At 44.3% G+C, this 18396-nt stretch carries 19 protein-coding genes and 1 pseudogene; 18 read left to right on the top strand and 2 right to left on the bottom strand.

The window, feature by feature from the left end; genetic code table 11:
* Positions 1 to 24: 24 nt before the first annotated feature.
* Entirely contained in the window at positions 25 to 489 is a 465-nt protein-coding gene (locus NV379_RS17820) for a DinB family protein (protein ID WP_258208683.1), read from the top strand.
* Positions 490 to 1413: 924 nt separating this feature from the next.
* Here the strand turns inward: NV379_RS17820 and NV379_RS17815 are convergent.
* Together NV379_RS17815 and NV379_RS17810 are read right to left on the bottom strand one after the other, a co-directional pair.
* Positions 1414 to 2163 (bottom strand): annotated as a pseudogene (locus tag NV379_RS17815) (exodeoxyribonuclease III); the annotation flags it as partial.
* A gap of 162 nt (positions 2164 to 2325) precedes the next feature.
* Positions 2326 to 2622: a phosphatidylinositol kinase gene (locus NV379_RS17810; protein ID WP_258208682.1), complete on the bottom strand. Its 297-nt coding sequence runs from the start codon at positions 2620 to 2622 to the stop codon at positions 2326 to 2328.
* 137 nt (positions 2623 to 2759) lie between these two features.
* On the opposite strand from NV379_RS17810, the gene NV379_RS17805 reads away from it, so the two are divergent.
* The 17 genes from NV379_RS17805 to NV379_RS17725 all read left to right on the top strand — a co-directional run bounded on the left by NV379_RS17805 (position 2760) and on the right by NV379_RS17725 (position 18380).
* Positions 2760 to 3587, top strand: a complete 828-nt coding sequence (locus NV379_RS17805; protein ID WP_258208681.1) for a hypothetical protein — start codon at positions 2760 to 2762, stop codon at positions 3585 to 3587.
* Between the two features lie 29 nt (positions 3588 to 3616).
* The gene (locus tag NV379_RS17800; RefSeq protein ID WP_258208680.1) at positions 3617 to 4360 is read left to right on the top strand and encodes an MOSC domain-containing protein; all 744 of its coding nucleotides are present in this window, start codon (positions 3617 to 3619) and stop codon (positions 4358 to 4360) included.
* Between the two features lie 381 nt (positions 4361 to 4741).
* The gene (locus NV379_RS17795) at positions 4742 to 5506 is read left to right on the top strand and encodes an IclR family transcriptional regulator (RefSeq protein ID WP_258208679.1); all 765 of its coding nucleotides are present in this window, start codon (positions 4742 to 4744) and stop codon (positions 5504 to 5506) included.
* Between the two features lie 47 nt (positions 5507 to 5553).
* The gene (locus NV379_RS17790) at positions 5554 to 6093 is read left to right on the top strand and encodes a 3-hydroxyanthranilate 3,4-dioxygenase (RefSeq protein WP_258208678.1); all 540 of its coding nucleotides are present in this window, start codon (positions 5554 to 5556) and stop codon (positions 6091 to 6093) included.
* Complete coding sequence (locus NV379_RS17785; protein WP_258208677.1) at positions 6078 to 7076, top strand: amidohydrolase family protein; 999 nt, start codon at positions 6078 to 6080, stop codon at positions 7074 to 7076. Before NV379_RS17790 ends, NV379_RS17785 begins: the two co-directional genes overlap by 16 nt.
* A gap of 15 nt (positions 7077 to 7091) precedes the next feature.
* On the top strand, positions 7092 to 7553 hold the full coding sequence (locus tag NV379_RS17780; protein ID WP_258208676.1) for a RidA family protein: 462 nt from the start codon (positions 7092 to 7094) through the stop codon (positions 7551 to 7553).
* Positions 7554 to 7566: 13 nt separating this feature from the next.
* Positions 7567 to 9018 (top strand): aldehyde dehydrogenase, encoded by a 1452-nt coding sequence (locus tag NV379_RS17775; protein WP_258208675.1) that lies wholly within the window; start codon positions 7567 to 7569, stop codon positions 9016 to 9018.
* A gap of 29 nt (positions 9019 to 9047) precedes the next feature.
* On the top strand, positions 9048 to 9827 hold the full coding sequence (locus NV379_RS17770) for a 2-keto-4-pentenoate hydratase (protein WP_258208674.1): 780 nt from the start codon (positions 9048 to 9050) through the stop codon (positions 9825 to 9827).
* Positions 9828 to 9841: 14 nt separating this feature from the next.
* Positions 9842 to 10738, top strand: a complete 897-nt coding sequence (locus NV379_RS17765) for an acetaldehyde dehydrogenase (acetylating) (RefSeq protein WP_258208673.1) — start codon at positions 9842 to 9844, stop codon at positions 10736 to 10738.
* Positions 10728 to 11756: a 4-hydroxy-2-oxovalerate aldolase gene (gene dmpG / locus NV379_RS17760; RefSeq protein WP_258208672.1), complete on the top strand. Its 1029-nt coding sequence runs from the start codon at positions 10728 to 10730 to the stop codon at positions 11754 to 11756. Before NV379_RS17765 ends, dmpG begins: the two co-directional genes overlap by 11 nt.
* Positions 11757 to 11759: 3 nt before the next feature.
* Positions 11760 to 12548: a 2-keto-4-pentenoate hydratase gene (locus tag NV379_RS17755; protein ID WP_258208671.1), complete on the top strand. Its 789-nt coding sequence runs from the start codon at positions 11760 to 11762 to the stop codon at positions 12546 to 12548.
* Entirely contained in the window at positions 12539 to 12727 is a 189-nt protein-coding gene (locus NV379_RS17750; RefSeq protein WP_258208670.1) for a 4-oxalocrotonate tautomerase, read from the top strand. Before NV379_RS17755 ends, NV379_RS17750 begins: the two co-directional genes overlap by 10 nt.
* A 43-nt stretch (positions 12728 to 12770) precedes the next feature.
* Complete coding sequence (locus NV379_RS17745; protein ID WP_258208669.1) at positions 12771 to 13601, top strand: alpha/beta hydrolase family protein; 831 nt, start codon at positions 12771 to 12773, stop codon at positions 13599 to 13601.
* A gap of 52 nt (positions 13602 to 13653) precedes the next feature.
* The gene (locus NV379_RS17740) at positions 13654 to 14478 is read left to right on the top strand and encodes an alpha/beta fold hydrolase (RefSeq protein WP_258208668.1); all 825 of its coding nucleotides are present in this window, start codon (positions 13654 to 13656) and stop codon (positions 14476 to 14478) included.
* A gap of 63 nt (positions 14479 to 14541) precedes the next feature.
* A complete protein-coding gene (locus tag NV379_RS17735) occupies positions 14542 to 15660 on the top strand; it encodes an FAD-dependent oxidoreductase (protein ID WP_258208667.1) in 1119 nt (372 codons plus the stop codon).
* 38 nt (positions 15661 to 15698) lie between these two features.
* Positions 15699 to 16685 carry a DMT family transporter gene (locus tag NV379_RS17730; protein ID WP_258208666.1) on the top strand — a complete coding sequence of 329 codons (987 nt, stop codon included), beginning with the start codon at positions 15699 to 15701 and terminating at the stop codon, positions 16683 to 16685.
* Between the two features lie 243 nt (positions 16686 to 16928).
* Positions 16929 to 18380 carry an amidohydrolase family protein gene (locus NV379_RS17725; protein ID WP_258208665.1) on the top strand — a complete coding sequence of 484 codons (1452 nt, stop codon included), beginning with the start codon at positions 16929 to 16931 and terminating at the stop codon, positions 18378 to 18380.
* Positions 18381 to 18396: the final 16 nt, after the last annotated feature.

Raw genomic sequence — 18396 nt, 5'->3', positions numbered from 1 at the left:
AAATTTAGAGGGAGGTTTGCACTCATGTCATTTGAATCTGTGAACCCTATATGGAGAACGGTAAGAGACCGTTTTACAAAATCGATGCTGACCCTAACCGAAGAGGAGCTTTCCTTACGCATTGCGACAGGAACTTCATCTGTAGGTTTTATCCTTAGACACAATGCGGAAGTGGAGTATATGTTCGCAGAGTGGTTCTTTAACAAGAAAGCACCAGAAGGTTTAACCTATGTAACGAATGGTCCTGACAAAGGCGAAGCTGTATATGGTGATGTTGCGGAATTGCTAGCTTTCCTTGAAGCTTCGGATCAACACTTGTCGGCTGCTATGCAGGAACTTCCTGAGAACGCTTGGGATGAGCCCGTATCATCGCCAATCGGATCTTCAACTCCACGTGAAGCAATCGGTCGTGTACTCTATCATGCAGGACTACATGGTGGACAAGTTGGTTTGATTCGTAAACATGCGGCTCAACCTGCTAATTCTTAAATTTAATGAGGCAAAAGATAAGGGGGTGTGCGATTAATTCGCACACCCCCTTTATTGCTGTATTTAAGATTCTTCTTTTTGAATTTTGGCTGGGTTGTTGATTTTGTAAGCGACAGGGTGCTTCGTCAGCTTCTTCGCTACAATTTTACAATCAAACGTTAGTACGTCACCAACTTCTAACTCTAACTTCTTGAGTGTATTGCTGTGGCTGGACCATGCAGTACCGATCTCCATCTCAGGGTCAAGCATCTGAACCCCTTCATAAATAATCACTTCATCTTCTTCTTCGGTAAAATGATTCGGTACACTTGCAAACTCTTGCACAATCGCACGCATCCTCACTTTTTCCGTTGGAAGTTCAAGCTTAGGTGCTTTCTCCTTCTTCGGTTTCGCGGTTGGCTTTTTAGCAACAGGTTCAGGTGTGACTGGATCTGCTAGCAAGGAATCTGAAGTAGAAGAAATCGCTACTTTTTCCTGCTCGGTCTGTACAGAGACGTTCGCTTCGATTGAAGGCTCGTTAACCGTATTAACTACTGGTGCTGAAACCTCGCCTGTGCTCTCGTTAGATGGGACTGCTTCTTCTCCGCCTTCATCGGTCGTAGAAACTTGTCTTTGGCTGTAGCTTGCCGCTTGCATTTCTTTAAGAAAAGCAGGGTGAATGCAGTGCAACTGCTTGTTATCTAGTTCAATGACCGCTGTAGCATCATCAATAAAACCAACAATTTGGCATGGCAGATGAAGCCCTTTTCCTTTGTAATAGAATGCCTTGGTCTTAGCCGCCTTGCTCGATACTAAGCCCCATTCTCTGCACTTCTCCAGTTGCTCATCTTCATCTGCAAAGGCATGATAGGAGCTAGGTGTAATGAAGAATGGTTGTGCTGCCATACTCATTGGGGGTTTCCCGCCTTTCTTTTCTACGAAATCATCCATAATTAGAACAACCGGGCAATGATCACTGCCTAAGATATGAGAGTCGATGTGAGCATCCTTTAACTTAGGAGCAAGCCGATTAGATGTTAGGAAGTAATCGATTCTCCAACCTACATTGCGCTCTCTAATCCCTGGCATATTCGACCACCAAGTAAAGTTGTCTGTCTGATCCGGGTAAAAATGTCGGAATGTATCAATAAAGCCGCTGCCTAGCAGATCAGTCATTTTCCCGCGTTCTTCTTCTGTGAAGCCCGAATTGCCATGATTGGACTTGGCATTCTTAATATCAATTTCATTATGGGCTACATTAAGGTCACCGCATACAATAACAGGCTTGTGCTTGTCCAATTGAAGTAAATAATTGCGGAAACGATCTTCCCATTCGATTCGTTCTTCAAGTCGTGATAGATCACGCTTGGAGTTCGGTGTATAGACAGTAATCATATAAAAGTTATCAAATTCTAAAGTAATAATTCGACCTTCAGGTTCGGAATTTTCTTCGATGCCATATCGAACAGATAAAGGTTTTATTTTCGTAAAAATAGCAGTACCCGAGTACCCCTTCTTAATTGCATAATTCCAGTATTGATCGTATGTACCGCCAAAGTCCAGATCAATCTGACCTTCTTGGAGCTTTATCTCTTGCAAACAGAAAATATCAGCGTCCATACTAGTAAAATAATCATGAAAACCTTTATTCACACAGGCTCTTAATCCATTCACATTCCATGAAACGAGCTTCATTGTATTCAACTCCCACTATCATCAATCGCATGTATACTCGTAGTATATCATTATCGCTAATTGTGACCAAATGATTTGGAAGGAATTGAAATTTAATTGGTAAAATCATAGAATGGGAAGGGGACATGCTGTTGTCTACGCATAATCCCCGTGTGCTTCTTTTTAAAGAAAGAATGGTAATAAGAAGAGATCAGTGATTCCGAATAGTGGGACGCGACGACCAAAGAAGCGTCTGCGCGGGAAGAAACCAGGATGGAACCCAAACTGACGATACGTATTCATCTCTGCGGGCATGCCCATCATGCGCTCTTCCATCTGCTCGGTCGGAATAGCCAAGATGACGTCATTCCCTTCAATCCCTGCAATAAACCCATCTACGCAATGACCTTCATGTGTACGAATCCCTACATATCGATGCATGCAATGCATACACAGTTGATGCATATAATTGGAATCCATGATCAGCCTCCTATGAGTGGTTAGATAACGAGGAACAATGACAGTCTATGGTTGCTTACCTAATGAAGGCACGGCGTTCACCTAGAAACGACAGCAAATATACATATTTATCTTGGGTCGATGGGGGAATTCATAGCATGTTTATGAAAAAATTAGGGCTTAGAATGTTGGCAGGACTGTTCCTATTGCTTGTATTCATGCTTATGTTAAGTGCGTGTGATCTCAATTTCAGCATGCAGACAGAAAGCTCAGCAACAGCTACTTCTACTCCTGATTCTACTTTCTCTGGCGCACAGACCTTGACGCCTATTCCGACAAGTTCACCGCAAGTATACTCTTCTACTGAACCGGAAACTACTCCTCAATCTGAGCCTACACCACCTCCTGTACAAGAAGATCGCTCAACACGTGCAACAGCTGTGCTCGGTACAGGGAAGCTGATTGTGCGTCCGCTTACCGTTGCGTCTGTAACGCAGCTTGGAGCGCCAAGTTGTTATGGTATGGAGACGGATTATCGGTATACAGGAACGTATGAAGCCGTATGGGAACCGAAGGATGGTGCACCGCAAGAGCAAGTGATGGTGTTTCCAGCTGATTTTGAAATTGTCCAACCAAGCGAAGAGCCGATGGTGATGCAGAAAGCGAGTATGGGGGATGTAGCGATATTTGCCTATACACCGCGGTACACGGATTGTCATGGGCTCGAGACATACTTCTTCGGTGTTAAAGGAGGAAAGGCGTTCCCCATTCCCATTCAGATGGCGGAAGATCAAGTGTGGAGCAACATCGGTCAGCTGCCTGTGCGTCCTTTTCAAATTAAGAGTGGAGAAATGATCATTACAGGGGGACATGGTGCAGGAGAGGATTTCATCAACGTGTATCATTTCAGGTATGATGCGAAGAAACAAGCCTTGGTGCTCAAACGTACAGACGAAGTGAAATATGATGATATAATCAAAGAATAGATTGATAACATAGAAAAAGGTGATAGTTGATGACGAAACGTTCGATCGGAACGATAACACAATTAACAAGATACCCGGTTAAATCAATGGCTGGACAGGCTATTACGCAGACACATGTTGCTAAGTATGGGTTCTATGGAGATCGCTCCCATGCCTTTATTGATCCAGCGAAGGAAGGTTGGAACGCATATATTACAGCGAGACGTTATCCGCAGATGCTGGGGTATCAGGTTGAGTTGACAGAACCAAGTGATGGAGGGGTCGCTTCGGTACATTTTCCAAAAATCAAAATTGTTTCGAGGACAGGGCAGGAGTTTAGTTGGAATGAGGCATTCTTGCAAGAAATGCAGCAATATGTGAAGCAGCCAATCACGATGAAACAGCATCAAGCAGATAGTCAAGAACTGTTAGCTGTGGATGCTGGAGGGATTCTAATCATTAGTGATCGTACGCTACGAAAGCTTGAGGAGATCGTTGGCGTAAAGGTTGACACTCGTCGATTCCGTGCCAATCTATTAGTGAAGCTAGATGATGCAGAGCAAGAAGATGAAACGAATTGGATTGGTAGGCAGCTGAGCATTGGCAACTGCCGACTTGAGGTCACACTGCCATGTGAACGCTGCGTTCTGATCACAATAGATCCTGATACATTCGAGCGGAATCCGCTTATTCTAAAAAAGGTTAATGAGGAGCTTGGACTCAAGTTTGGTGTATATGCGAATGTGATCGAAGAGGGACAAATACAGCTCGGTGATGAAATAAACTTGCATTGACAATTGATTCCGATTTTCTAATTTTAAGTGGTGATAAAATTTAATTATCGGAATTTGGCATAATTTTAATCGTGAATTGGATAAAATTGAACGTCTGGAGATACTTCTCATACGTGTTTTTGATCGCTATTCAAAATTTCTAGACCGCGTCACTATGCGTTTTATTGTCATGACAAGTATTTTTTTTGAGTGTTAATATAATTGGAAAAAACAGCGGAGCCCCAAGTGATTTGGGGCTTTTTTGATGCAGTTAAATAACAAATTATTGTTATCAGAAAATTGCCAATTTATTATTGCGAAGGCAAAATTGTCATACTATAATGAAAGCGTAATCACCATTATCGAATGGCGTTCGACATTATCGAACGAAAAGGAGGGTGCATGAGCGACAAGTTAATTCAGTCTGTTGAGCGTGCGGCAGATATTCTGGAACTGTTCTCATTAACTGAATCTGAACTAAGCGTGAAGGAAATTAGCGAGCGGTTGGGACTATCGAAGAGTACGGTTCACGGGCTGATCAAGACACTGGAACACAGAGGATACTTGGAACAACGTTTATCTGACCAGAAGTATAAATTGGGACTCAGATTGTTCCAGCTAGGAAACTTGGTGGGCGGTGGAATGGAGCTTCGCAAAGTTGCCTATCCGATCATTCAAGAGCTAGTTGAGAAATTACATGAAACGGTGCACATGGTTGTCAGTGATAAGGACGAAGTAGTTTATGTCGAGAAGCTTGAAGGACTTGGTTCCTTACGGATGTACTCGATGGTAGGTAAACGTGCACCGATGTACTGCACAGGGGTCGGTAAGGCGATGCTGGCATTTTTCGAGGAATCGGCTATTGAGCGTATTTTACAAGAAGTAAAGTTTCAGAAATTCACACCTTACACCTTAGATACACCTGATGAAATTAAACAGGAATTACGGAAAATTCGAGAACAGGGCTATGCGATTGATGATGAAGAAATTGAGATCGGCCTCAAATGTGTGGCAGCTCCAATATTCAATCATGAAGGTACGGTCGTTGCATCCATTAGTTGTGCAGGACCAAAGCACCGATTCTCAGACGAGAAGACAGCAATTGTGATTCAAGAAGTTCGAAGTGCAGGACTTGAAGTTTCTCGTAAGCTTGGATACCGGGTTTAATTTTTTATCAAATAAATCATCATTTAATCCTAAGGAGTGTGTTTATTGTGAGTAAAGTATCGTTGCCGATTAATTTGTGGGATTTTATCAATGAGCATAAGGATAGCCTCAAGCCACCAGTGAATAACAAAGTGATCTGGAAAGATGCAGAGCTTATGGTGATGCTGCTCGGCGGACCGAACAAGCGTCGTGACTTCCATGTCGATCCATCCGAAGAAGTGTTCTACCAACTTAAAGGTTCTTGCTATGTTGAAATTATTAATGAAAAAGGTAAGCGTCAAGTTATTACGGTTAACGAAGGTGAAATGTTCTTGCTTCCAGCAAACGTTCCGCATTCCCCGCACCGTGTTCCAGATACATTAGGTTTAGTTATCGAGAGAAATCGTGCAGATGGTGAGCTTGAATCTTTCGTATGGTTTTGTGAGAAATGTGACCACCCAATGCACCGTGCAACTGTTCAACTCGTTGATATTGAAGTGCAAGTAAAAGAAGCAATCCACGGATTCAATTCCAGCCTTGAATTACGTACTTGCAAAAACTGCAACCATGTTGCATCAGAGGAAGTATCCGAATGGCAACCAGAGTAGACTTTCACACACACATCATACCGGATCAATTACCTGACTTCGCAAGTAAATATGGGGGTACTCGCTGGCCGACTATCGAGAAGACGTGCTCTTGCGGTGCCAACATTATGATTGCAGGTAACTTATTCCGTCAAATTACGGATCAATGCTGGGATCCGAATAAACGTATTGAAGATATGGTAAATGAGGGGGTGGATATGCAAGTCATATCCCCCATCCCCGTTACGTTCTCTTATTGGGCACCACCTGAAGCTGCCGAAGAAATGGCACGCCTTCAGAACGATTTTATCGCAGACACGGTTCGTAAGAATCCAGATCGATTCATCGGTCTAGGTACAGTTCCACTCCAGGATGTGGAAACATCTATTCGCGAAATGGCGCGCTGTATGAATGAGCTTGGCTTACATGGAATCGAGATTGGTACGAATGTGAACGGATTGAACCTGGATGATCCAGCTTTCCTTCCATTCTTCGAAATGTGCGAGAAGTGGCAAGTGCCACTCTTTATCCACCCGTGGGAGACACTTGGACGCGAGAGAATGCCACGCCACAACTTCATGTACACGGTGGGCATGCCGAGTGAAACTGCACTTGCTGCAGCAAGCTTAGTAGGCGGCGGTGTGATTGAGAAGTTCCCGAATTTGAAAATATGCTTCGCACATGGCGGTGGATCGTTCCCATTCATTCTGCCAAGACTTGATCAAGGTTGGAATGTATGGCCACACTTGCGTGTTACCGAACATCCACCAAGTCACTATACGAAGAACTTTTACTTTGATTCCTTAAATTATGATCCTCTGAATTTGAAACTCATGATAGATCGATTCGGTTCTGACAAGATTGTGATGGGTACTGATTATCCGTTCCCACTTCGGGAATTGCCACCAGGCAAAGTAATCTACGATACGCCGGGACTTACTTCAGAGGAAAAAGCAGCGATGTTAGGCGGCAATGCCTTGGCATTCTTGAACTGGAAACGATAAAAAGGAGTTGCGACAATGACAGAACAAACTTTAACACCTGAACAAAGAATTCAAGAGCTCGGACTCGAGCTCTCTAACCCTCGTACACCTGTCGGCACTTATGTACCTTGCGTAAGAACGGGCAATCTAATCTTTACTGCAGGTCAAGGTGTTGACCAATACAAAGGCAAATTAGGACGCGACCTCACAATTGAAGAAGGTTACGCTGCTTCCCGTCAATCGATGCTAAACCTGTTAAGTGCAGTGAAAGCAGAGATTGGTGAATTAAGCAAAGTAAAACGTGTCGTTAAGATATTAGGATTTGTCAATTCAACAGAAGACTTCACAGACCAACCCAAAGTCATGAACGGTGCATCGGATTTGCTAGTAGCGGTATTCGGAGATAAAGGCAGACATGGTCGTTCAGCAGTTGGAATGGCGCAGCTTCCGAACAACACGGCAATCGAGATCGAGATGATTTTGGAGATTGAAGAGTAAGCAGGAGGTAGCCATGACGAGTCCAATTCAAGCTAAATTATTTATTAATGGAGAATACCAAGACGCACTTTCCGGTGAAACATTCGCTTCTATTAATCCTTCGACGAACGAGAAGCTAGCAGATGTAGCTTGTGCAGATGAGAGAGACGTGAATCGTACGATTGAAGCGGCACAGGCTGCTTTTGAAAGTGGTGTGTGGACGAAGAAGTCGGTGGAAGAGCGTTCTGAAATTTTATGTCGCATGTCGGATCTAGTCATGGAGCGTGTCGAAGAGCTTGCTCGATTAGAGACGATGGACGTAGGTAAACCGATTAAAGAGAGCGTAGGATTTGATATTCCTCGTGCAGCACAGAACCTTCGTTTCTTTGCGGAAATGGCGAAATATGTGAATCATGAGCACTATGATAAAGGCAACTATACTTCCTACGCGAAGTATGCGCCAGCTGGAGTAACGAGCTTAATCATTCCTTGGAACTTGCCATTCATGCAAATGACTTGGAAAGCTTCTGCTGCACTAGCTGCTGGTAACTCCGTTGTAGTAAAACCAGCTTCCTATACACCGCTTAGCGCGATTATGCTAGGTGAAATTGCGAATGAAGCAGGACTTCCTCCTGGCGTATTGAACATCTTAACAGGTCCTGGAGGTACAGTTGGTACAGCAATGACAACACATGAGCACGTTCGTCGCATTTCCTTTGTAGGGGAAACGACGACAGGAAAGACGATTATGCGTAATGCGGCATCGCAGTTAATTCCTGTATCACTTGAACTTGGTGGTAAGTCGGCGAACATCGTGTTCGAAGATGCAGATTTGGATGAAGCAGTTGCAGGTTCAATTGAGGCAATATTCCGTAATCAAGGGGAAATCTGCTTAGCTGGATCACGTCTACTCGTTCAAGAGTCTGTTTATGATAAGTTCCTTGAGAAATTTACGGCAGCTGCGAAGAAGATCAAAGTGGGCGATCCGCTTGATCCAACGACTGAGATGGGTGCACTCGTATCCAGAAGTCATTTGCATACAGTAGAAAGCTATGTAGAGATTGGTCAGTCCGAAGGAGCGAAGCTTGCCCATGGTGGTAAGCGTGTCATCGTGCCAGGACTTGAGCAAGGGAACTTCTACGAGCCGACTGTATTCTACGATGTGGATAACAAGATGCGTGTGGCACAAGAAGAAATTTTTGGCCCAGTTATCGTCATTATTCCTTTCAAAACCGAAGAAGAAGCGGTTCGTATTGCGAATGATTCCATCTATGGTCTTGCAGGCGTCGTATGGACCAATGATCTAAGACGTGCTCACCGTGTAGCAGCTAACATCAATTCCGGATTACTCTGGATCAACTGCTGGTATATTCGCGATCTTCGCACACCATTCGGTGGATCGAAGCAGAGCGGAATTGGACGTGAAGGTGGACGTCACAGCTTTGAATTCTATACAGAGGCGAAGACCGTTACGATGAAAATGTAGGTAAGTCTTAAGCGGATAAGGGTGGTCAGATGATGGAACGAATTAAGGAAATCGCAGGACAATTATTAGAAGCAGAAACAAGCTGTGAGCCGATCTTGCCAATTACTGCACGCTATGAAGGCTTGCAAGTAGAAGATGCTTACCAAATTCAGCTTCAAGTCTTAGAAACAAAGCTTCAAAGTGGAAGAGTTGTTGTCGGTAAGAAGGTAGGGTTAACGAGCAAAGCGATGCAAACGATGCTTGGCGTTAATGAGCCAGACTACGGGCATTTACTAGATGATATGGTTGTTGCAAATAATGGAACAGTTGAGGTAAGTCGCTTACTTTCTCCGAAAGTGGAAGCAGAGATTGGCTTCGTACTAAAGAGTGATCTTGTTGGACCGAATGTGAACTATCTGGATGTGTTGATGGCGACAGATTATGTTGTACCAACAATCGAGATCATTGATAGCCGTATTGCAGATTGGAAAATCAAGCTCGTGGATACAGTGGCGGATAATGGCTCCTCTGCCATGGTTGTAGTTGGCGATCAGAAGACGCCGATTGATGGACTGGAACTTCGCAATATTGGCATGGTTTTATTCAATAATGAAATTGAAGTCGGTAATGGTGCAGGTGCAGCAGCTCTTGGACACCCCGCACATGCGATTGCATGGCTTGCTAATAAGCTGCATGAATTCGGCATTAGCTTGAAAGCTGGGGAGCTTATTTTACCAGGTGCGTTAAGTGGTGCAGTGGCAGTGAAACAAGGTGACAGCGTAACAGCAAAGTTTGGATCAATCGGGTCCGTCAGCGTGACGTTTGTATAGAGAGGAGAGTTCCTGTGAACAAAATTAAAGCAGCGATTATTGGTTCCGGCAACATTGGAACAGATCTTATGTACAAATTGGAACGTTATGATCATATCGAGCTGACAGCATTGATCGGGATCGATCCAGATTCGGATGGATTAAAGCGTGCGAGCGACAGAGGATACCAGACATTTTCCAATGGGATCAAGGCAATTGAAGAAAATCCGGATCTAGCACAGATCGTATTCGATGCAACTTCGGCTAAATCGCACGTGCGACATGCCAAAGTGTTAAAAGAATTAGGTATTGTTGCAATTGACCTAACTCCAGCAGCAAGAGGGCCATTCGTGAGTCCGGCAGTTAATTTGGATGCACTCCTTGAGATGGAAACTTCGAACCTCAACCTCATTACATGTGGGGGTCAAGCGACGATTCCAATCGTTCATGCCATTAATAAAGTAGCTGACGTTTCTTATGCGGAAATCGTAGCGACAATTGCATCTAAGAGTGCAGGCCCGGGAACAAGAGCGAACATTGATGAATTTACAATTACGACACGTCGTGGTCTGGAATTAATCGGTGGAGCAGATGAGGGTAAAGCGCTTATTATCTTGAATCCGGCAGAACCGCCAATCTTGATGCGTGATACGATCTACTGTGAAGTGAAGAATATGGATGAAGCAGCAATTACGAAGTCCATTCATGAAATATTAGAGCGAATTCGTGAGTACGTACCGGGTTACAGACTTAAGCAAGAACCGTTATTTGATGGGAATCGAGTAACGGTATTCGTAGAAGTTGAAGGAGCAGGGGATTATTTCCCGCCTTACGCTGGGAACCTCGACATTATGACGGCTGCAGCAGCACGCGTCGGTGAACAGATTGCTTGTCATCTATTGGATGGAAGGGGTGTCAACATTGAAGCGTAATAGTGATAAACCTATCCGCATTACAGATGTATGCTTACGTGATGGCAGCCATGTGATGGCGCATCAATTCACAGTTGAACAAGTAACGAAGATTGCAGGCGCACTTGATGATGCAGGTGTGCATTATATTGAAGTCGCTCATGGAGACGGACTTGGCGGATCAACGATCCAATACGGACGCTCTCTTGTGAATGAAATGAAATTAATTGAAGCAGCAGTTGGCGCTTGTAAACAAGCGAAAGTTGCAACTTTATTAATTCCTGGAGTAGGAACCGTTCATGAATTGAAGGAAGCTCATCAATTAGGGGTTGGACTTGTTCGTGTCGCAACGCATGTGACAGAAGCAGACGTATCTGCACAGCATATTAGTATAGCGCGTGAGCTTGGGATGGAAGTATGTGGCTTTCTTATGATGGGTCATTCGGCTCCAGTTGAGAAGCTGGTTGAACAAGCGAAGCTCATGGAAAGCTATGGCGCAGAAGCGGTGTACTTAACAGATTCCGCTGGTGCTTTGCTTCCTGATCAAGTGCGCGAACGTGTGAAAGCACTTCGTCAGTCTCTTGATATTGAGATCGGCTTCCACGCACATAACAACTTATCCGTTGCAGTGGCAAATACGATTACAGCAATTGAAGAAGGTGCAACACGCATTGACGGAAGCTTGCGCTGCCTTGGTGCTGGTGCAGGGAATGCACAGACAGAAGTACTCATTGCAGTGCTTGATCGCATGGGTATGAATGTTGGTGTTGACCTTTATAAGATGATGGATATTGCCGAAGATATCGTAGGACCGATCCTTCCGCAATCCCAAGAAATTCGTAAGGGCTCACTTGTAATGGGTTATGCAGGCGTATATTCCAGCTTCCTCTTACATGCAGAAAGAGCGGGCAAGCGCTTTGGCGTTGATCCACGTGACATTCTGCTTGAAGTAGGTCGTCGTAAAGCGGTTGGTGGTCAAGAAGACATGATCATCGACGTAGCAGCAGAGCTTGCACAGCAGCAGAAGGTGAGGGTCTAACAGATGGAATGGACACAAGCGTTAAAACAAGAGGTTGCCGATTTTCTGCTTGGGGCAGAGCTAGAGAAACGTGAAGTGGAGAAGATTACTTCTCGTTATCCAGATCTTCCAATCGAAGTCGCTTATGATATTCAGCAGTTACTTATCGCTCGTAAAGAGCAAAGCGGTGAGCGTGTCATCGGTCTGAAGTTAGGTCTAACAAGTAGAGCCAAGCAGCAGATGATGGGCGTTCATGAAGCGATCTATGGATATTTGACAGATGATATGCTTGCCCTTGAATGGGAACCAACTCCATATGATCGTTATATTCATCCGAAAGCCGAGCCTGAGATTGCTTTCATGATTGGGGAAGACTTGAAAGGAACGAATGTAACTGCAGCAGATGTGATGCGTGTGACAAGCCATGTTGCTCCTGCGATCGAAATTATCGACAGCCGTTATGAGAACTTCCGCTTCACCCTGCCAGATGTAGTTGCAGATAACTGTTCCTCTACGAAATTTGTAGTCGGCAACACTTGGGTTGCTGTGGATGCAATGGATCTTGCATTGACGGGTGTCGTGATGTCGAAGAACGGTGTTGTAGCAACAACGGGTTCTGGTGCTGCGGTGTTAGGTCATCCAGCTGAAGCTGTCGCTTGGGCTGTAAACAAGCTTGGAGAGCGTGGTCTTGGTCTCAAGAAAGGTCAGATCATCCTAAGCGGAGCATTAACAGAAGCGATTCCATTCGTAGCTGGAGACAATGTGCATGTACAAATTAGCGGAATGGGCAGTGTGACATTCGTATGCCGATAGTACAAATCTCCATTCTCGAAGGCAGAAGTAAAGAGCAAGTGGCTGGCTTAATTGCTGAAGTCACAGATGCATGTGTCAATAATCTTCAAGTTAAGAAAGAACAAGTACGTGTACTCGTAACCGAAATTCCTGCTTCCCATTGGGGGGCAGGTGGGGTTACGAAAGATCAGCAATCCTAAACGATCACAGTAGATTTTAAAGACCGAGAAGGGATGATAAGTCATGAGTTTAACAACAAATACTGTACCTCACCAAGCGATTCGGATTCCATATGGAGATGATGAAAATCAATTTGGTGATCTTCGATTACCTGAAGGTGAGGGTCCTTTTCCCGTTGCAATTGTGATACATGGTGGATTCTGGCGTGCGAAGTTCAATCTAGATCATATCAATCCATTAGCAGATGCCCTGACAGCTCAGGGCGTTGCGACTTGGACAATCGAGTACCGCCGGGTTGGTCATGAAGGAGGAGCTTGGCCAGGGACATTCATTGACAGTGCTCTTGCAACTAACTATGTTCGGACTTTAGCGGATACTTATCCCATTGATCTGAACCGAGTCGTTACAATTGGTCACTCTGCGGGTGGACATTTAGCGGTATGGCTTGCAGGTAGAAACAATTTGCCTACAGATAGTGTTCTTCGTACAAGTGACCTATCTCTAACTTTAAAAGGTGTAGTTAGTCTTGCAGGTGTTAGTGATCTTGCACTGATGCATGACGTGCATCAAATTCGTGAAACCATTAACGGTTTCCATGATAACCCAACCTATGATCTCTTAAATGGAACTCCAATAGAGCGGCCTGATCGCTATAACGAGGGATCCCCAATTAAGCTATTACCGTGCGGTGTTAGACTTTGTGTGATTCACGGATCGCTCGATATTAACGTGCCGATAGGTATTAGTGATCATTTTGTCCAAGCAGCTAGAAGTGCTGGGGATGCTGTCGACTATATGATTTTACCAACAGCAGAACATTTTCAATTAATTGATCCAGACACAGAGGCAGGCTTGCAAGTTGTACAATCCACAATACGTTTACTTCAAGAATGACATGCAATAAAGGCATGATTCTAATAAAAGTGTATGAATGGAGATGTTTGCGATGAGTATGCAAGAAACACAAGGATTACGTTCAATTATCGTGAATGATCACGAAATTACGTATGATATTCACGGCGATGCGGATGGTCCTTCAGTCTTGTTAGTAAGTGGATGGTGCCAAGATTATCGATTATTTAAGTATGTAGTTGATAAGCTTGCTCAGAATCACAAAGTAATCCGGATAAATTGGCGTGGACATTCTGATCCGTCAACTGAAATTTTAGATTTCGGTGTTGCGGAGCAGGCTAGTGATGTTATTGCTGTGCTTGATGCGCTCGGCATTGATCAAGTTATTCCAGTATCTACTTCACATGGAGGTTGGGCAAACATTGAGCTTTGCGAGAGACTTGGAACAGCTAGAGTACCTCGTTCGATCGTCATTGATTGGATTATGATTGAAGCAAGTGAAGGTTTCATTCACGATCTGCAAGTAAGTCAAACGGAAGTACATTGGGTACAAGGTCGTCAGAACTTATTCGATCTGTGGCTAGGAGTTAGTCATAACGAAGCGATTAGCAATCACTTAAATAAAGAAATGGCAGCATTCGGTTACGATATGTGGTCTCGTTCTTGTCGCGTAATTGAAAACGCTTACAAAAAATGGGGTTCACCTCTTAAGCGGATGGCAGCACTAACAGAGAAGCGTCCAATCATTCATGTTTACTCACAAGCACCTGTTGAGGGTTATGAAGAGATGCAAGATCAATTTATTAGCGAGCATCTATGGTTTGGTTACCGCCACATTAATGGTCAGACACATTTTCCAACTTTAGAATCCCCGCAAGAAACCGCGCATGAGATAAGCAACTTCGTCAAAGCTGTATAACTTCATAACGTATACCGGCAGTTCATTTCATCATATTTCTTAACTTAAGGAGGATGGTTGAAGTTGAGTCCTAAGAAAGTCGTCATATCTGGAGCAGGATTATCAGGATTAACGCTTGGAACTGCACTTGCGCAGCGTGGCTGGGATGTTCAGATCTTAGAACGTTCAGCAGAGCTTAGAGAGATTGGGGCAGGGCTGTATACTTGGGAGAATGGATTGAAGGTTCTTGAGGATATCGGCGTTTATGAGGATATTCGGGAACATGTAGAGCTCATTACGAAGCTCGATATGATTGACGAACATCAAGAGTTAATCCACTCCACGCCTTTTTCAAGTAACAGTCGGTTCTGTGTCATCCCTCGCAATATCGTGTATGGTGGTCTGACAAGAGCAGCATCACGAGCAGGTGTACAAATCGAAACAAGTTCGAACGTGACTGCTGCTTGTCCAAGTGGTGAAGTAACCCTTGAGAATGGTAAGACTTACAAAGCCGATCTCGTTGTCGGTGCAGATGGCATCTATTCCAATATACGTAACTCGCTTAACATTACCAAAACCTTCGAACGTGTGAACAATGGTGCTGTACGTGCACTTATTCCGCGGTTAGAAGCAGACAGTGTGGCTCATGCCAAAGAACATTGGTCAGGCTCCCGTCGCATTGGAATCTCTCCTACTTCACCTTCGCATATGTATGTGTACTTAACAGCCTCATCTAGCGATGAAGAAGCCCTCTCAGATCCACTGAATAAAGAAGCTTGGATTTCATCATTCCCACACTTAGAAACGCTAATTAAACGCATTGATCAAACCCGCTTAGATCGTCATTTCTATTATGTATTTATGGACAAATGGTCCTCAGGTCGAGCTTTGGTACTTGGTGACGCTGCACATGGTATGGAACCAAACTTGGGACAAGGTGCAGGTGTTAGTATTACAAGTGCATTAGAACTTGCGAAGCAGCTTGAGAATCATGATATTGACAACGCTTTAGACCGTTGGGAGACATTAATGCGTCCAACTGTTCAGCATACCCAAATGTGGTCGCGCATTTATGGATCAGCAGCGGCACATTGGCCGAAGGAATTGTTAGGCATACGTAATGAAGTCATACGCAAGGCACTAGGATCAGAGGATGTTGACCTCATGCTCAGTACTGCAGCTAGACACATCACGGGATTGTAAGTTGTCGTATACATTTCATTGTGAGAGTAGGCGGTTATATGGGTAATTCGAGTCCAAGAAGAACACAGCTTTACGGGATTCTCATCGTATTATTAGCATCAGCGTTATTCTCATCACTTGGGGTATTAACGAATTTTGCTTATGAAGCGGGCATGAGTCCAGTTGCGTTCGGTGCATGGCGCGAGACACTTGGGGCGATCACCATGGTTATCTTACTTCTATGCGGTGTTGGACGTCCACAAGCCGGAGAACGTAATCCATTTAAGAATATGCCGAAGTCTCAGATTCGTAATTTATGTTTTGCCGCATTTGCATTCATGACTTACTCATTAGCGATTTTCTATGCATTCGTCTATTTAACCGTATCACTTGCTTTCCTATTGTTCTACATTTATCCAGCGATCGTGACGATAATCAGCGCTGTGACAGGTCGAGAGATGTTAACACGTACGAAGTTGATCGCATTAATTTGCGCATTAAGTGGAAGTACGCTTGCAATTATCGGTCAAATGTTCGGTGAAGAATTACGGATCAATTGGTTCGGTATTGTGTTAGCACTACTTGCTGCAGTAGGAATTGGTGTCTATTTTCTCATTGGAAAAAGTGGTTATCCGAAGCTTCCAGCCTCGTATGCGACAACGATCTTTCTAATTGCAGGTGCAATTGTATTCTCCGTAATTGGCTTCTTATTTGGAGAGGGTGAATCGATGCTCCATCCGTTTAAAGATGCTTCGGTGTGGCCGATCTTAATTTTTGCTGGTGTGATTGCTGCTGCGATTCCAACGATGCTCCTATTAACTGGTATCCGGATGATTGGACCATCGAAAGCTTCCATTATGGCAATCTTTGAACCGATTGTTGGTTCTGTACTTGCAGCGGTGTTCTTGCATCAGCAGCTTTATTTGATCCAAATTATCGGTGGTGTTCTGATCTTAGGCGCTGCGTATATGCTGCAACGTGATCCGAATCCGCTAAACGAACATCCGAATCAACCTCCTATACATTCTTCTAATATCTCTTCGTAATGAACTTAAATGGGGATATAAGGGGCGTGGATATAAGAACTTTTCGGATACGCAATAATGTAAGCGTTTTCGACATTGTGTCAGATACTTATGGACGAGGTATTCAGGTAGAAACAGTAGATAATCGAAGGAAATGGGGGGCGCGTCCTCCTCCGAATAACAGAGTTTTGGGTTTTTATTGAAATGGGTTGGAAGTGAACAGCGTTACAAAATATGGGTCTAATTATAAGGAGGAAGAAAACGATGAGCACAAACCGCAAAATTATTACGAATGGTTACATTATTACAATGGATGACAATCTAGGTGACTTGCCAAATGGTGCAGTACTAATTGAAGGCAATAAAATCGTAGCTGTTGCGGAAAGTGCTGAAGACTTCACAGGTATTGAAGCTGAAGTGATTGACGCTGAAGGCGGCATCATTCTTCCAGGTATCGTAGATAGCCACAGACATACTTGGATGTCCTTGCTTCGCGCAATTTCTGCAGATATGTCCTTGCCTGAGTTCCTTGTAAATACGTTCTACCGTATTGGCTCTGTTGTAACAGCTGAAGATATGGGAGCTGCAACACTCGTTGGTTCACTTGAAGCAATCGACTCAGGCGTTACTACAATTATGGATTGCTGTGACTGCGTAAATACACCGGATCACGGAATTGCAGCTGTTGAATCTTTACGTCAAACAGGTATTCGCGGTGTGTATGCTTACGGCATGCAGCACTATGACTTCCAGCCACGTGCATTCCATGAGCATTCCGAGCGCTTGAGAGATGCAGAGAGATTACTTAAAGATCAATTCAGCAGTGATTCCCTTGTCAAAATGGGTATTTTAATGAGCGACTATGGAACACTGCCGTTCGAGCATTCTGCTGCAGAATTTAATAAAGGTGCAGATATGGGGGTATTAATGTGTTCCCATACAGGTGCTGCAACTTCCTCCTTGCTGCTTAAGGGACTTCGTGAGTTCAAAGATCATAACCTGATTCGTCCTAATCACTTGCATATCCACTGCAATGGCTTTACAGATCCTGAATGGGAAATTGTAAAAGAAACAGGCGGTAAAGTATCCATCTCTCCTGAGACAGAAATGCAGATGGGTATGGGGCACCCTCCATTCCGTAAGAGCTTAGAGCATGGTATTATGCCTTCCTTTAGTACAGACATCGTGTGCGTAGGTTCTGGTGACTTGTTCTCCCAAATGCGTCTTGGTCTTCAATTCCAACGTACAATCGATAACGACAAAGTACATGCTAATGGTACAATGCCTATGACAATCGATCTAAGCGTGCGTGATGCTCTTCGCTGGGCAACACAAGGTGGAGCTGAAGCACTTGGCTTAGGCGATGAGATCGGTTCCTTGACTCCTGGTAAGAAAGCAGATGTTATCATTGTGTCTGCAAAACGCAGCTTCGTACCTTCCAGTTACCCTGCAGGTACAGTTGTACTGCAAACAACAGCTGCTGACGTTGACACAGTTATTATTGATGGTGAGATCAAGAAGCGTCATGGCGAGCTAGTAGGTCAAGATCTGTTCTTAGTACGTGCGCGTGCAACGCAAGCGCTTGAGCGCATGAGAAAAGCGGCTGAGAAATTGCCACTTGCTGATGCTGCTGGTATTAAGCAATGGTGGACAATCGGCGAGCGCATGGCGACGAAGAGCTTTGGTGAGGCTTACAAGACTGGTTTGATGGTTTAGGGTTTAGGAATTATTT

The sequence above is a fragment of the Paenibacillus radicibacter genome, from assembly GCF_024721995.1.
GTDB lineage: Bacteria > Bacillota > Bacilli > Paenibacillales > NBRC-103111 > Paenibacillus_AM > Paenibacillus_AM radicibacter.
The sequence above is the reverse complement of the archived record's forward strand: the minus strand, read 5'-3'. Positions and strand labels throughout refer to the sequence as shown.